This window comes from Pedobacter sp. SL55 (assembly GCF_026625705.1).
Taxonomy (GTDB): domain Bacteria; phylum Bacteroidota; class Bacteroidia; order Sphingobacteriales; family Sphingobacteriaceae; genus Pedobacter.
In genome coordinates, this window is record NZ_CP113059.1 from 3,469,374 (window position 1) to 3,485,740 (window position 16,367).

At 36.6% G+C, this 16,367-nt stretch carries 14 protein-coding genes and 1 pseudogene; 9 read left to right on the forward strand and 6 right to left on the reverse strand.

What is annotated here, in order from left to right; translation table 11 throughout:
• Positions 1-83: 83 nt before the first annotated feature.
• Together ruvB and OVA16_RS15475 are read left to right on the forward strand one after the other, a co-directional pair.
• The gene (ruvB, locus tag OVA16_RS15470; protein ID WP_267761179.1) at positions 84-1,106 is read left to right on the forward strand and encodes a Holliday junction branch migration DNA helicase RuvB; all 1,023 of its coding nucleotides are present in this window, start codon (positions 84-86) and stop codon (positions 1,104-1,106) included.
• Between the two features lie 246 nt (positions 1,107-1,352).
• The gene (locus OVA16_RS15475) at positions 1,353-2,858 is read left to right on the forward strand and encodes a carbon-nitrogen hydrolase family protein (RefSeq protein ID WP_267761182.1); all 1,506 of its coding nucleotides are present in this window, start codon (positions 1,353-1,355) and stop codon (positions 2,856-2,858) included.
• A 61-nt stretch (positions 2,859-2,919) separates the two neighbouring features.
• Here OVA16_RS15475 and OVA16_RS15480 read toward each other — a convergent pair whose 3' ends face one another.
• Entirely contained in the window at positions 2,920-3,132 is a 213-nt protein-coding gene (locus OVA16_RS15480; protein ID WP_267761185.1) for a hypothetical protein, read from the reverse strand.
• Between the two features lie 107 nt (positions 3,133-3,239).
• Here OVA16_RS15480 and queG point away from each other — a divergent pair.
• Positions 3,240-4,171, forward strand: a pseudogene (gene queG, locus OVA16_RS15485) (tRNA epoxyqueuosine(34) reductase QueG).
• Positions 4,168-5,001, forward strand: a complete 834-nt coding sequence (locus OVA16_RS15490; RefSeq protein WP_267761187.1) for a hypothetical protein — start codon at positions 4,168-4,170, stop codon at positions 4,999-5,001. Before queG ends, OVA16_RS15490 begins: the two are co-directional and overlap by 4 nt.
• Positions 5,002-5,023: 22 nt before the next feature.
• Here the strand turns inward: OVA16_RS15490 and OVA16_RS15495 are convergent, their stop codons facing one another.
• Both OVA16_RS15495 and OVA16_RS15500 read right to left on the reverse strand, forming a co-directional pair.
• Positions 5,024-5,626, reverse strand: coding sequence for a DNA-3-methyladenine glycosylase (locus tag OVA16_RS15495; RefSeq protein WP_267761189.1), 603 nt, complete (start codon positions 5,624-5,626; stop codon positions 5,024-5,026).
• Entirely contained in the window at positions 5,619-6,095 is a 477-nt protein-coding gene (locus tag OVA16_RS15500; RefSeq protein ID WP_267761190.1) for a GAF domain-containing protein, read from the reverse strand. The genes OVA16_RS15495 and OVA16_RS15500 overlap by 8 nt, the downstream gene beginning before the upstream one ends.
• A gap of 164 nt (positions 6,096-6,259) precedes the next feature.
• Between OVA16_RS15500 and OVA16_RS15505 the strand changes: the two genes are divergently transcribed.
• The 5 genes from OVA16_RS15505 to OVA16_RS15525 all read left to right on the forward strand — a co-directional run bounded on the left by OVA16_RS15505 (position 6,260) and on the right by OVA16_RS15525 (position 13,237).
• Positions 6,260-8,437: a S46 family peptidase gene (locus tag OVA16_RS15505; RefSeq protein ID WP_267761192.1), complete on the forward strand. Its 2,178-nt coding sequence runs from the start codon at positions 6,260-6,262 to the stop codon at positions 8,435-8,437.
• 310 nt (positions 8,438-8,747) lie between these two features.
• A complete protein-coding gene (locus tag OVA16_RS15510; protein ID WP_324288424.1) occupies positions 8,748-8,942 on the forward strand; it encodes a hypothetical protein in 195 nt (64 codons plus the stop codon).
• Between the two features lie 334 nt (positions 8,943-9,276).
• The gene (locus OVA16_RS15515) at positions 9,277-10,491 is read left to right on the forward strand and encodes a TCR/Tet family MFS transporter (RefSeq protein ID WP_267761197.1); all 1,215 of its coding nucleotides are present in this window, start codon (positions 9,277-9,279) and stop codon (positions 10,489-10,491) included.
• Between the two features lie 65 nt (positions 10,492-10,556).
• Positions 10,557-12,728 carry an FUSC family protein gene (locus tag OVA16_RS15520; RefSeq protein WP_267761200.1) on the forward strand — a complete coding sequence of 724 codons (2,172 nt, stop codon included), beginning with the start codon at positions 10,557-10,559 and terminating at the stop codon, positions 12,726-12,728.
• Between the two features lie 98 nt (positions 12,729-12,826).
• The gene (locus OVA16_RS15525; protein WP_267761203.1) at positions 12,827-13,237 is read left to right on the forward strand and encodes an Ohr family peroxiredoxin; all 411 of its coding nucleotides are present in this window, start codon (positions 12,827-12,829) and stop codon (positions 13,235-13,237) included.
• Between the two features lie 86 nt (positions 13,238-13,323).
• On the opposite strand, the gene OVA16_RS15530 is transcribed toward OVA16_RS15525, so the two are convergent.
• From OVA16_RS15530 to OVA16_RS15540, 3 genes are all read right to left on the reverse strand, one after another.
• Complete coding sequence (locus tag OVA16_RS15530) at positions 13,324-13,680, reverse strand: helix-turn-helix domain-containing protein (protein ID WP_267761206.1); 357 nt, start codon at positions 13,678-13,680, stop codon at positions 13,324-13,326.
• A gap of 3 nt (positions 13,681-13,683) precedes the next feature.
• A complete protein-coding gene (locus OVA16_RS15535) occupies positions 13,684-13,992 on the reverse strand; it encodes a type II toxin-antitoxin system HigB family toxin (protein WP_267761209.1) in 309 nt (102 codons plus the stop codon).
• Positions 13,993-14,062: 70 nt separating this feature from the next.
• A complete protein-coding gene (locus OVA16_RS15540) occupies positions 14,063-16,261 on the reverse strand; it encodes a B12-binding domain-containing radical SAM protein (RefSeq protein WP_267761212.1) in 2,199 nt (732 codons plus the stop codon).
• Between the last annotated feature and the right edge of the window lie 106 nt (positions 16,262-16,367).

Below are 16,367 nucleotides of genomic sequence, written 5' to 3' on the forward strand. Positions count from 1 at the left end.
GGTACGAAGTAATCTTAAAGTACGAGAGATTGCTTCGTACCTCGCAATGACGTAAGAGACCTACTTTTTGTTATCTTTGCTACATGAACGAAAATCTTGATCCTTCTTCTGAAAACCTTAGTCCAATAGAGCGTGATATTGAAAAAGTATTACGCCCACAAGAGTTTGAGGACTTTGCTGGGCAGGATAAAATCTTAGAGAATTTAAGGATTTTTGTTAAAGCTGCTCGATTACGTGGCGAGGCTTTAGATCATGTGCTTTTACACGGCCCTCCAGGATTAGGAAAAACTACCCTATCGCACATTATTGCCAACGAAATGGGCGTAAACATTAAGGTTACCTCTGGCCCGGTACTAGACAAACCTGGTGATTTAGCCGGACTTTTAACCAACTTAGATAGCGGCGATATTCTTTTTATTGATGAAATTCATCGTTTATCGCCTTTGGTAGAAGAATATTTGTATTCTGCCATGGAAGATTTCAAGATCGATATCATGCTAGAAAGTGGTCCAAATGCTCGTTCGGTACAAATTGGCTTAAACCCTTTTACTTTAGTTGGTGCCACTACCCGATCTGGTTTACTAACAGCACCGTTAAGGGCCCGTTTCGGTATCAATTCGCGTTTGCAATACTATGATGCCAAATTACTTACCACCATAGTCTTACGTTCATCAGCAATTTTAAATACACCAATTAGTGACGAAGGCGCTTACGAAATTGCCCGCCGTAGTCGTGGTACGCCTCGTATTGCCAATGCTTTGCTGCGCCGAACTAGAGATTTTGCTCAAATAAAAGGTAATGGCACCATTGATACCGAAATTGCCCGTTATGCGCTGTCTGCTTTAAATGTAGACGAACATGGCTTAGATGAAATGGATAACAAAATTTTATTGGCTATTATCGATAAATTTAAGGGCGGCCCAGTTGGTTTAAAAACCATTGCAACTGCTGTTGGCGAAGATGATGGCACCATTGAAGAAGTTTACGAGCCATTTTTAATACAAGAAGGATATTTGATGCGTACCGCCCGTGGCCGTGAGGTTACCGAAGCTGCCTACAAGCATTTAAACAGAGTAAAATTAGGGCAGACTGGAAAGTTGTTTTAGTAACTCTTCTGCAACAAATACTTTGCGAAAACTCAGATTACTTGTTTATTTTATCGCAAAGACAAATAAGAATTACGCAAAGAACGCAAAGGAAATTACTCTCTAATGCTTTCATAAATCTAATTAAAAGCATTTGCATTACCCTAAGACTTCGTAAGTTTTCAAAACTTACGAAGTCTATACTTTAGCAGAAACAATAATACGTTTATCAACAGAACAATTTTATTATTAAAACGTCTATTATATATGAATATAGAATTACGTAAACTCACTATCGAAGATTACAATGATCTGCGAGAGTCGATGCAGCAAGCCTATTTAGATAGTGGCAACGGCGTTTGGAGTAAAGCAAAAATACAGAACCTTTTAAATATTTTCCCCGAGGGACAGCTGTGTATCTCGGTAGATGATAAAGTGGTTGCTTGTTCGCTTTCTATTATTGTAGACTACGATATATTTGGAGATAACCATACCTACGAGAAAATTACCGGAAAATATACTTTCTCTACACATACGGCTTTGGGCAATGTACTTTACGGTATCGAAGTTTTTGTGCATCCAGAATACCGTGGTTTAAGGTTAGCTAGACGTTTGTACGAAGCTAGAAAAGAACTTTGCGAACTGTTAAACTTAGAGAGCATTATTGCTGGAGGAAGAATTCCGGGTTATCATGAACATGCAGAAAAATTAAGTCCACGCCAATACATTGATAAGGTTAAGGCAAAAGAAATTTACGACCCAACGTTGAGTTTTCAAATCGCCAATGATTTTCACGTGCGTAAGATTTTGAAAAACTACTTGCCAGGCGATTTAGAATCTAAGGAATATGCAACACTAATTGAGTGGAACAACATCTATTATCACGATAATGTATCGCCGCGTTCGGCTCAAACCATTAGACTTGGATTGGTGCAATGGCAAATGCGTTTGTTCCCAAACATAGATTCGTTTTACGAGCAAGTAAAGTTTTTTATAGATGCAGTAAGCGGCTATAAATCAGACTTTATTATGTTTCCAGAGTTTTTTAATACGCCTCTGCTAGAGCCTTATAATCATTTACCAGAAAAAGAGGCGATGAAAAAACTGGCTGATAAAACCGAAGAAATTGTGCAGAAATTACAAGAATACGCAGTTTCCTATAATGTAAACATTATTGCCGGTAGTATGCCTGTTAAAGAAAATGGCAAACTTTACAATGCTACTTATCTTTGTCACAGAAACGGACTTACAGAAGATTACCGAAAAATACACATTACGCCTAACGAGCAAAAATACTATGGTATGAGTGGTGGCGATAAAATTGGCGTATTTGATACCGATTGCGGGAAAATTGGTATTTTGATTTGTTATGATGTAGAGTTTCCTGAGTTGAGTAGAATTTACGCCGACCAAGGAATGCAGATTTTATTTGTACCATTTTTAACGGATACTCAAAATGGTTACACTAGAGTTAGGCATTGTGCACAAGCAAGGGCTATAGAAAACGAATGTTATGTAGCTATTGCGGGCTGTGTTGGTAATTTGCCAAAGGTTAACAATATGGATATCCAATTTGCACAATCGGCGGTATTTACACCGTCAGATTTCGCTTTCCCTACCAATGCAATTAAGGCAGAAACTACGCCCAATACAGAAATGATGTTGGTAGTTGATGTTGACTTACATTTGTTAGATGAACTTCATCATTTTGGTACGGTAAAGATTTTGAAAGATCGCAGAAAGGATTTATACGAAGTAAAGCTGCTTAAATAAGCAGCTTTACAATCAAAATATAGCCTGTTGGTTGCAGTGGCTAATATTTTATTTTGTTACATTATTTTCGAAAAAGAACAAACCATAAAATCAACAAAACGACAATTACAATAGGTATAATCCATTTCATGGCTTGCCCTGCCCCTTTGTTGTCTGGCTCATTTACCGTTGGTGCTGGCGCCGGATTAGATTGATGTGCCTCGTAATCATTTTCTACGTTTGAAGTAGTATGTTTATTTTGATCTTGTATATTGTTTCCTAATTGATTTTCCATAACGTGAGGTTTAAATTTAGTAGTAACCATAGCAGCCTTTGCTATTAGTTCTTAAACAACTAAAGTTGACAAAAGGTTTTTTAGTAAAAGTTTATCTTTGCCAAATAATGTTTACCCAAGCCTCCAAATACAGTCACATGATTAAGCAAGAAGCCATGCGTTTAGGTTTCATGAGCTGTGGTATTGCCAAGGCAGATTTCTTAGAGGAAGAAGCACCGAGGTTAGAAAATTGGTTAAAAGCTAACCATCATGGCGAAATGGGCTACATGGCCAACCATTTCGATAAAAGACTAGATCCGAGACTTTTGGTAGATGGCGCCAAATCTGTAGTTTCGTTAACACTAAATTACTATACCGATGAAAAGCAAACTGATGCCAGTGCACCTAAGATATCAAAGTATGCTTATGGTACAGATTATCATTCGGTAATTAAAGATAAGTTACAAGAACTGATGGCTTTTATCCGTGACCATATTGGCGAAGTTGATGGCCGTTGTTTTGTGGATTCTGCACCAGTAATGGATAAAGCTTGGGCGCAAAAAGCCGGATTAGGCTGGCGTGGCAAAAATTCAAACTTAATCAGCAAAAAAGCCGGTTCTTTCTTTTTTTAGCAGAGTTGATTATCGATTTAGACTTGGAGTACGACAATCCTTTTACTACAGATCATTGTGGTTCTTGTACCCGCTGCATTGATGCCTGCCCTACTGATGCCATTATAGCACCTTATACGGTAGATGGTAGCAAATGTATTTCCTATCTTACAATAGAACTCAAAAACGAAATCCCAACTGAATTTAAGGGCAAAATGGATAATTGGATGTTTGGTTGCGATGTTTGTCAAGATGTTTGCCCTTGGAATAGGTTTGCTACTACACACCAACAAGAAGATTTTACAGCCAAAGAAGAATTATTGGGTTTAAGCAAAGCTGAATTGATAGACATGACCGATGAGGTTTTTAAGCGAGTATTTAAGAACTCTCCGGTAAAGCGTACCAAATACAACGGTTTAAAACGAAACATCGATTTTTTACAACCATGAGAAAGCTCATTATAATGATTACTTGTTTTTGGAGTGTTAGTTTGTTTGCGCAAGAACTAAAACTAAAGAAACGTAGCAAAAATGCTTTAAGCGGAACCGAATTTGCAAACTCAATTGCTGATACAAGTTTAAGTTTAGTAGATCGCGAGAAAAAGATTTTTGAAGAAGTAAGAAGTGGAAACATCCCCTCATTTTTACGGAATTTAAAATCTATACAAATTAAAAAGGTAATCAACACAAAAATCTATATATTAAATATTTATACACTTACCGATTATTTAGCTATTGGAACAGATAGCAACTTTTTCTATATCCCAACTACCCCAATGCTAGCACAGCAAATTGCAGATTTAACGAACTCAATTCTACCTACAAAAACAATGGTAGACGAGATTTTTGCAAACGCTAAGATTAAACTAGCGCCACAACCAATTACGCCAAGCAAAGCGATGACTACTGTGCCAGTGTTTATTGCTCATAACCAAATGGTATTAAGTCAGCTGGAAGCACTTAAACAAGAACATATACAACCTGAGTTGACTGCTGGCAACAAGAAAGACATCATTATTTCTAATAAAATCTACGGACAGCCAAGCCCAAGAGTGGTAATTTACGGCTGGCATAAATTGGATGGAAAACCTATACAGCCGGTTTATAACAAACATACCAACACTTGGGCAGATTATAGCCATGGAGTAAGGCTGGTTAGTAATATTGGCTATTTGAATGGTAAGCGGGTAAAATTATCCGATCTATTGAAAGATCCAGTACTTCATGAGCTACTTAGTGATGAAGGAGTAATACCGATAGCAAAGTACCCTACAAATTAATCGCATTACTTTTTTCTAAATATCAACTATTTGGTTTGCTTACATATTTATTGCCCTTAATGTAAAACCGAAATGGCCACAAAGCATGCTCTTTAGCGTATGCTACCCCAATGCGAGTGGTTGCTACAATTTCTTCATCGTTGAAAGTTTCGGCATCTTCAATCCAGATCTCAGTAGCAGATAAATCTTTTCCGTTCAGTTGTTTGTCAATTCCCAAAGCCTGAGATAGCGCACCCGGACCAGCAGTAATACGTGGCGCTAGCTTTTCCATTTTTCTTCTTTGCAGCATGATTTCTACGCCAACAGTCGGCTCGATAGCTCTAATTAAAACTGCTTGAGGGTTTCCCTGTTTACCACTAACCACATTTAGCAAATGATGAATGCCATAGCATAAATACACATAAGTGACGCCACCATTTAAAAACATCGTGGCTGTTCTATTGGTATTTCGTCCGCCATAAGCATGGCAAGCTTTATCTATCACGCCGTCATAAGCTTCGGTTTCGGTAATGATACCGCCCTTAAGTTGACCATTGATATTAGTGAATAGCGATTTTCCTAGCAACTGTTTAGCCACACTCACTACATCCTCTTGTTGGTAAAATGATAGTGGCAGCTTAGGCATCAATCAACTTCACAATTTCATTTAGATACTTATCATCAACTTCATTAAAATGAGATAGATATTCGCTATCTACATCTAACACGCCAATAATTTTTCCATTCATGTAAATCGGCAAAACAATTTCAGATTTTGAAGCCGAAGCACAAGCGATATGACCTGGAAATTCATCTACATTTGGTACCACCAAAGTTTTCTCTTGTTGCCATGAAGAACCACAAACCCCCTTTCCCTTCTTAATTCTGGTGCAAGCAACTGGACCTTGAAACGGACCTAAAACCAATTCATCATCTTTGATTAAATAAAAACCCACCCAAAACCAATTGAATTGCTCTTTTAATGCTGCACTGATGTTGGCCAAGTTGGCAATGAGGTCACTTTCCCCTTGGAGCAAAGCTTTAATTTGAGGGATAATGGAAATATACTTTTCTTCTTTCGAAGCTTCTTTTAAAATCGATAAATCTTCTGCCATGTTACAAAGTTAAAAGTTATCTGTAGAAAGTTAAAAGTAGCATGTCGCCAAGTGACAATATTACCACAATTAAACAATTCCACATTTTAGAACTATTCCACAATCGGTAGCTAGTTAAAACAATTTGCTTAGTTTTGAACGATTAGAACTTAACTAACAACACAATGAACAAGAAAATCTCATCAATTACTTTACTCTTAGCGCTCATAACAGGTGGTTTAGTCCTTTTAGGATATAAATTTCGTGAAGAAGGAATGTTTCCGCTAAGCGAAATCCATAAAATAGATTTAAAGAAAGCGGGTTTAAAAATTGAACCCAACGAAGTATATAATCCAAACGGCATTAGCTTGGTAGATGCGCTAGTTAACGTGGGCGGTTGTACGGGTTCTTTTGTTTCTGATGAGGGGTTGATTATTACCAATCATCATTGTGCTTTTAGCGCTGTACAATTGGCAAGTACACCAGAAAACGATTATTTAAATAACGGTTTTGTAGCTAAATCACGTGAACAAGAAATTGAAGCAAAGGGTTTAACTTGCCGTATTACAGAAAGCTATGAAGATGTATCTGATAAAATACTTGGCTCAGTAGCTAACATCGACAATCCGGCTACACGCTTACAAATGATCAACAATATGATGAAAAATATTGCCAAAGAAGCCGAGCAAAAAGACCCAAGTATAAAGGCCGAAGTTTCAGAAATGTTTATCGGAAAAACCTATGTGCTTTTTAGATATAAAACCATAGAAGATGTGCGATTAGTCTACGTACCCAACCGCCAAATTGGCGAGTTTGGCGGCGAAACTGATAATTGGGTATGGCCACGCCATACGGGCGATTATTCTTTCATGAGGGCTTATGTAGGAAAAGATGGTAAGCCTGCCAAATACAGCAAAGACAACGTTCCATTTAAACCAAAAAAATCATTGCAGGTTAATGCTAACGGTACAAATGAAGAAGATTTTGTGTTTATACTAGGTTATCCAGGAAGAACATTCCGTCATCGTCCTGCGCAATTTATAGACTACCAAGCAAAATACGTTTTACCGTACACTTCTGATTTGTTCGACTTTCAAAACGCAACAATGGAAGCTGTAGGTAAAAAAGACAAGGCTACGGAGATTAAACTAGCTACACGCATTAAACGCAATGCCAATGTAATGAAAAACTACAGAGGTAAGTTGGCAGGCATTAAAGGCATTGATTTGGTTGCTCAAAAACAACAAGAAGATGCTGCACTAGCAGAATTTATTAATGGAAATGTAGAAGTTAAAGCACAATACGGTAGCCTGATGGCAGATATCGATCAACTGTATAATTTAATTAATAGTGATGCCAATAGAGATTTATGGTTTAGCCAAATTTATAATTCTACAAGCTTAGTTAATGTAGCTAGAAACATCAACATCTTTAAAAACGCCCTTAATCAACAACCTGTAGCTCAAAAACAATCGTTTTTTGATAACAACATTGCAAAGCTAAAGCAAACACTAGATAACATCTACAATGCTTATCATATAGACGTTGATAGACGTATTTTTAAAAGAATGCTGATGGACGCCGTTTCGTTTACCCCTAACCAGCGTGTTACTGCGGTAGATAAAATTGTTAACAGAGGTAGTAATAACGAAGCTATGATTGACAGCTACATTAATGATACTTTTGGATTGACTAAATTGAAAGATCAAAGCTATGTTTTCAATACTTTATTGAGGTCTATGAAGTCGATTAGTGATTATAATGATGGATTACTACTATTAGAAACAGACATTGCTCGCCAAATTGCAGAACTAAAGCCAGAAAAAGACCGAAGAGATGGCGTATTGAATAAATTAATGGGCGACTATGTAAACGTTAAGGAAAAGTTTTTAAATAAAGGCTTTATACCAGATGCCAATAGCACTTTGAGATTAACTTACGGATACGTACGTGGCTATTCTCCTGCCGATGCCACCTATATGTCGCCATATACCACCATTAAAGGCATTTTAGAAAAAGGAGCTACCGGAAACCCTGACTTTTATTACCCAAACATCATCAAAGAACTTTGGAATAAGAAGGATTTTGGCCCGTTTGCAAAAAAAGACTTAAACGATGTTCCAGTAGCTTTCCTTTACAATATGGATACCACCGGCGGTAATTCAGGCTCTCCAATTATGAATGCTAACGGCGAATTAATAGGAGTAAATTTTGACCGTGCTTATGGCGCTACCATTAACGATTATGCTTGGAACGAAAGCTACAGCCGCTCAATTGGAGTAGATATTAGGTATGTGCTTTGGGCTGCTTCAAAAATAGATAAAGCCGATTTTTTACTTAAAGAAATGGGCGTAAAACTTTAAGTACAAAACGTTTATTAGCGCCAATAATCTGTTTAAATTTCATTTAAAAAATATGCAGATGTCATGATGAGCTTGTTGAAACCTCTTTTAGATTAAGCTTCGACAAGCTCAAAGTGACAAGCAAAAGTTTGATAAAACTTTAAACAACCTTTAATAGCAAAACACACTAATCATTATTGATTTTCCACAAAATTGTGACTAGAGCCATTAACTGGACTAATACCTAAAACCTAATTCCTTATCCCTTAAAAGAAAAATGAGAATAATAGCTGAATTACCACACCCTCAATGCAAGATTAGCATATTTAGTATGAACCAAAAATTCATTGTAAAATTTGAACAGGGGCCATACGAGCAAAGCTATAAGATTTCGGAATTAGACCTTACCGGAGGTGGGGTTAACGAAGTATTCCAAATCATAGATGAAGAGTTTATTGAAACCGTAATTGAACGTTTCAAGCTAATGAGAACAGATTTTATTGCGGCCTATCAGCGACAGCAATAACGGTATAAATAACACCAAGTAAAATATTGAAATACAGTATATTAAATATCAATACAAAATTTAATTCCGTTTTTTAAGCTATTTTACACCTTGTAAATACATTAATTAAAAACAAAAAGTTTAAATGTAGTTGTAAATTACATTGAATTACAATTAATTAAGAAGTTAAACAAAATAATATTCTGAGTATTAATTTAACCAAATTAATGGGAGGTTTTGTTTTAAAACATCATTTTTGGCTTTTTTTATAAAATCTTCAAAATACCAAATAAATAACTAACAGGCGCTGCAATCATTTTGCTTTTTGTTACCTTTACCGCCCAACAAAACCAACATGGCTAACAACAGAAACGCTGGTGTATTTTTTATCTTAGTTACTATCCTATTTGATTGTATTGGCTTTGGAATTATTATTCCAATTATGCCAGCATTAATTAAAGAACTTACTGGCGCTACACTTAGTGAGGCTTCGAAGTACGGTGGCTTTTTGCTTACCGCCTATTCGTTAATGATGTTTGTTTGCTCGCCAATATTAGGTGCCTTAAGTGATAAAATGGGACGTCGCCCAGTACTGCTTATTTCTCTGTTCGGCATGGCTGTTGATTACTTCTTTTTATCGTTTGCACACACAATCACTTTGTTATTTGTTGGCCGTATTGTGGCAGGCCTATGCGGGGCAAGTATCACTACGGCATCTGCCTATATTGCCGATGTAAGTACACCTGATAAAAGAGCCCAAAACTTTGGTTTAATTGGCGCCGCTTTTGGCTTAGGATTTATTATAGGACCAGTAATAGGTGGTGTTTTTAGTCAGTTTGGCACCCGAGTGCCTTTTATGATTGCAGGTGGTTTGTCGCTTATCAATTGGCTTTATGGCTATTTCATTCTTCCAGAATCATTAAAGAAAGAAAACCGGAGAGAATTTGATTGGAAACGAGCAAATCCTGTAGGTGCTTTAATGCAAATTAAGCGATATCCCTCGCTTTTAGGTCTGTTGGCTTCACTGCTTATTCTTTATATTGCTGCTCAATCTACGCAGACAGTATGGTCGTTTTATACACAAGAAAAATTTAATTGGAACGAAACTTGGATAGGTTACTCTTTGGGTTTTGTAGGTGTTACGGTAGCTATAGTGCAAGGTGGTTTAATTCGAATTATTATTCCCAAGCTTGGTCAAAAGAAATCCATTATGTTAGGTTTAAGTTTATATGTACTGGGCTTTACCTTGTTTGCTTTTGCTTCTAAAGGTTGGATGATGTTTGCCTTTATGGTTCCTTATGCCCTAGCGGGAATTACTGGTCCAGCCATACAAGGAATTATTTCTACCCAAGTAAAACCAGACGAGCAAGGCGAACTGCAAGGTATTATGACCAGTTTTATGAGTTTAGCGAGTATCATTGGCCCATTATTGATGTCTTCGCTCTTTGCTCATTTCACCAGCCATAAGAACGATAGTATCTATTTTCCGGGAGCGCCATTTATGATGGGTGCAATATTGACCTGCGTTTCTATTGTAATTTGTTATCAGACATTGAGAAAGCATCATTAGTTGTTTGCTGTTATTTCAACAAAGCACTATTACTGCTAATTTTCAAATCAAAATCAAAGCAAATAGTGTTAGCTTTGTACATGCTCAACAGGCCAATTAGAGATACACAAGATTTTTTACTCAGCAATTATTTTGCAGAAGGCCTGCGTATTACTTTTGGCGTGCTTTGCCCCTCGCTAATAATGGCGCATTACGGGATGTTACAATACGGCATGACCTTATCATTAGGTGCACTTTGTGTAAGCATTGTAGATTCTCCGGGCCCAATTCAGCATCGTAGAAATGCCATGTTTGTAACTACTGCTTTGCTATTCTTAGTGAGCATCATTGTAGGCTTAACAAATAAAAGCGACATCTTTATCGGTATTTTACTGGTTGCTTTCAGCTTTATATTTTCTATGCTGTTTTTGTATGGAGCTAGGGCTGCTGCCATAGGCACTTCGGTGCTACTCATCATGATTTTAAGTATTGATGACGTTAGGCCATGGCAAGAAGTGATTTTTTACAGCATGTTGGTGTTTATTGGCAGTATTTGGTACACCTCGTTAAGTTATATTATTTATAGGTTACGCCCTTACCGTTTGGCTCAACAAACGCTAAGCGATTCGATACATGAGATTGCCGATTTTTTAAGAGCCAAGGCTAAATTTTATTCGCAAAATACCAACTACGACAAGAATTACGCAGAATTATTACAGTTACAGGTTGATGTACACCAAAAGCAAGATGAAGTGCGTGAGGTACTCTTTAAAACCCGCGAAATTGTAAGAGAATCTACACCACAAGGTAGATTTTTATTGATTGTTTTTACAGATACCGTTGATCTGTTTGAGCAGGTAATGTCTACTTATTACAACTACAAGCAACTTCATCAACAATTTGATGAGGTAGGTATTTTATCTCATTATGAAGAGGCCATCAATAAAATTGCTGACTCTTTAGATGATATTGCCTTCGCCTTAAAAAGTGGTGGCATACCCACGCTTTCTGATAACCTAGAGAATGACTTAGCAAAACTTAGGCAAGAGATTAGCGATTTAGAGCAGCATAAAAGCGAACAGTATAATACCTTGGGCATTATCGCTCTGCGAAATATTGAAGTTAATATCGAAAATATTGTAAATAGGATAAAAACCATCAATAAATACTTCAATAAAAAAGAACAACGAAAAATTAAAAAGGGAGATGTGGATGTGGGCAAATTTGTGACTTCACAAGAAATCAATATCAAATTACTCATCAACAATCTCACATTTAGTTCTTCTACTTTTAGACATTCGATTAGGGTAGCTATTGTAATGTTTGTAGGATTTGTGGTTGCGAGAAGCTTAGATTTTGATCACAGTTATTGGATTTTACTGACCATTTTGGTAATTTCTAAACCCGGATTTAGCTTAACCAAAGAGCGAAACTACCATCGTATTATAGGAACGGTTGTAGGTGCATTTATTGGCATGGGTGTTTTGCATTTCGTTCACGATAAAAACACTTTGTTTACCATACTCATAGTGTTTATGATTGCGGGCTATAGCTTTCAGCGTAAAAACTATGTGGTAAGCGTACTTTTCATGACGCCTTACATCCTAATCATTTTTGATTTTTTGGGCATGGGAACCATGTCTTTGGCTAGGGAGCGAATTTACGATACCTTAATTGGTTCTGGTATTGCTTTTTTAGCCAGCTATTGGTTATTTCCAAATTGGGAACACGAAAAGCTAAAAGAGGCAATGACAGAAATGATTAAATCTAATCAATGGTATTTTAGGGAGGTAACCAAACTGTATTTCGAAAAAGGATTTGATTTAACCAATTATAAGTTAGCTAGAAAGGAAGTTTATGTAAAAACCTCCAACTTGGCTTCTATGTTTCAAAGAATGTTTTCTGAGCCCAAAAGCAAGCAGGTTTACATGAAAGAAATGCATCAGTTTACGGTATTAAATCATTTGCTTTCCTCCTACATTGCAAGCCTATCGCTATACATTAAAGAGCATCACTTTGTTTGTATCAATTATCAGGATATTAAACCCATAGCAGATAATACCATTTACTTGTTAGAAAATTCCGAAGATAATTTGCTTAAACAAGTTTCTGAGCCAAGTAATGTACCTCTAATTAGAAGAAAAAATGCCGCCGGTATTCCACTATCTGATACCGATATTGTTATCGAAGAACAGTTTGACTTGATACAAAAAGTATCTTATGATATTTTTAAGTTAACGGAGAAAATTAAGATTTAGTTGATTGAATAATCTTAAAAAGTTGAAAATAACTGTACAGTAGGTTATTCTAAAACTAAAAACCATGTTCAATTGTTGCACTACAAAACAAGAACGATATGGAAAAAGTATATAAGGCCTCTGTTACCGTAATAGGCGGTAGAGATGGACACGCAAAATCTAGCGATGGAATTTTTGAAACAGATTTAAGAAAACCAAAGGAAATGGGCGGGCAAGGAGGTGCACCTAACCCTGAGCAATTGTTTGCCACCGCTTGGGGATCTTGCTATTTAGGCGCACTACAATCTGTAGCCAACCATGATGGCGTTGATGCTACAAATGCCAATGTAAATGTACACGTATCATTTAATAAAGATGGAAAACGCTTTGCGCTTTCTGCAGATTTAGATGTTCACATCCCTGATATCAGTATTGAAGAAGCACAATCTTTAGCGGATAAAGCAAATGCGGTTTGTCCGTACTCTAATGCTACAAAAGGAAATATCGAGGCTAGAGTTACTGCGGTGTAATTTATGCTTTGAGACAATGCAAGCGAGAGATCTAGTTTTGGTTAGGTCTCTCGTTTATTATAGTTTGATTGCTAAAACACTAAAATTTAAGCTAACAATACCTCTGCTGGAATACCCAGTTTTTGATGAAATAACTTTGCAATACGTAGCGTAAGTGGTTTTTTACCACTTAACAAAGCAGACACGTAACCTTTACTGCCTATTAAATCAACCAAATCTTTATTCAATAAACCTTTCTCTTCCATCTTTAATTTTACAACCTCTAATGGATTAGGAAAGGGAATAGTATAATGCAAATCTTCGTATTGCTTGATTAGTAATAATGCAATTTGTAGCTTTTGCCCTTCCTTGCTATCAGTATCTACCGCTAAATCAAATTGTTCATCAACCCAGTTTAATAAGTTATGATATTCCTTTTCTGAATTAATTATTTGCAAATCCATTTTTTATAGTTTAAATTTAATGGTAGACACGTCAATTTCATCATATTCTTTATGAGTACCAAACCACTTTATTTGTATAGTTTTGTATAAAAAAATAATGCGTATAACCAGTCTATATTTATTACCCATAATATTGATAACCACCCTATCATCGCCCACTAAACTGGCATTACCGTAAATGCTCTTAAGTTCCTGAAAATTATTAAAATCAGCATGTAAAAATTCATAATACCATTCGAACAGTGCATTCTTAGCGTTTGGGTAGGCTTCTCCGTAAGCTAAAAGCGTTTTTCTGTTAATGATATTAAACATGTGATATTTTTCTAATAGAAAACAAATCTACAAAGTTTTCTATTAGAAAACAAACCGTATCATTAAATGCTTACAATATCAGCAAACCAAACTCTCTTAACGTATGGATTGGTTTTGAATACCAGAACAATTCGAAATGTTCCATATTGGTTTCAAAATCAGCTTTGATATCTTGAAAGGTTAAAATACTCCGGTTAGTTGCAGAAATCTTGTCTAAGAGACTAACCAACCACTCTCCTTCGGTTTTATTAGTTTGAATACTGAAAGTTTCCCGCTTGCTATGGAAATGCAAGTTCAACATTTCCCAAGTATTGCCTTTTTTAGATTTGGTAAACACTTCAACTGTGGGCTTACCTCCTAACCAAATAACTTTAGCCGTTGGCTTAACCATAAAATTTTCTTCAATGTTTATTGCTCTATCAATAAAATTGGATGGAATGGTGGTCCTTGGAATTTTAAAATCGAACCAATCTTGCAACTTATAATCGAAGCAAATGCCATGCATAAAATTGAAAAGCGATTTCTTTAATCCATAGCTGAATTTGTTGTGATCTATCCCGGTTTTATCCGTATAGTTGATATCGTTATTGGCGAATGTCCCAATTTCTTCAGTTTCTTTTACTACACCAAATTTTTCGGGGTATAAACCAACAGGACTATGTGCTGTCATGGCAAATTGATGCCAAAAGCCAGATTGTAAAACTCCTGCTTCAAACAATTGACGCACCATTTCCAAACTATCTACCGTTTCTTGCACTGTTTGAGTGGGATAGCCATACATTAAATAAGCATGCACCATGATACCGGCTTCAGTAAAATTTCTCGTTACCTTAGCCACTTGCTCTACAGTTACACCTTTATCAATCAGTTTTAATAAACGATCCGAAGCGACTTCTAAACCGCCAGAAACGGCAATACAGCCCGATGCCTTTAGCAGCAAACATAAATCTCTGGTAAAGCTCTTTTCGAAGCGGATATTGGTCCACCATGTTACTGAGATTTTTCTCCGAAGGATTTCCAAGGCAACTTCTCGCATCAAAGCTGGTGGTGCGGCTTCATCCACAAAGTGAAAACCATTTTGGCCAGTTTTAGCTACCAGCTCTTCTATCCTATCTACAATTTGTTTTGCAGCTACAGGCTCGTAAACTTTAATATAATCTAAGGAAATATCGCAAAAAGTACATTTGCCCCAGTAACAACCATGCGCCATGGTCAATTTATTCCAACGGCCATCGCTCCACATACGGTGCATGGGGTTTACAATTTCAATTACAGAAATGTAACTATCCAACAACAAATCAGAATAGTCTGGCGTACCTACATCAGCTTGTTTGTAATCGTTTTTTAGTGCATCATTACGATAAGTAACCTCGCCGTTTTCTAGCAAGAACGTTCTTTTATACAGATTAAATTCTCCGCCTTTAATAATCGCATTATACAGCAATTCAATCGGTAATTCGCCGTCATCTAAAGTAATGTAATCGAAAAATTCGAAAACTCTTCGATCAGAAAGTGAGCGTAATTCGGTATTAGGGAAACCACCGCCCATTGAGATTTTAATCTCTGAATAGTTTTGCTTTACAAACTGTGCGCAACGAAAAGCGGCATACAAATTCCCCGGAAATGGAACAGAAATCAGAAACAATTTAGGTTGCACTTTCTCTATCCTATCTTTCAGGATGTCGATTAGAATGTGATCTATGTAAGTTGGCTCTTGATTTAAGGCTTCGTACAATTCATCAAACGAATTGGCGCTTCTCCCTAATCGCTCTGCATAACGGCTAAAACCAAAATTTGGGTCTATGCACTCTACAATAAAATCAGAAATATCTTCTAAATAAAGTGTAGCTAAATGTTTGGCTTTATCCTGCGTTCCCATTGCACCAAAAGCCCAATCTAATTCTTCTAACTGAGCAAAACGAGAAGCTTCTGGCAAAAAATCTTCTTGACAAATTTGCAAAGCTAAAGTTGGATTTTTGCCCTGCAAGAAAGCAATTACCGCATCAATTGTTTTTAAATACTCTTCCTTAAGCGCTATAATGCGTTGAATATTATGTGAAAAATTTATTTCTGAACTTTGCTCTGCTTGACCGAATAAATCTGACAACCCATTTTTAGAAAACAGTGCTAAGATAACCTCAATCCCTAAATCTGCTTGGGTTGACGAAATACCTTTTGTATTTAAAAAACCTTTGATATAAGCTGTTGCTGGATACGGTGTATTCAGTTGGGTAAATGGCGGTGTAATTACAAGTATTTCGCTTTGCAAGGGGTATTATTTTCTGCAAAAGTACGGAAATTATTCTCGTCATTGTGAGCTTGTGAAGCAATCTTACAACTAAGAATACAATGCGCTTTAGGATTGCTTCGTGCCT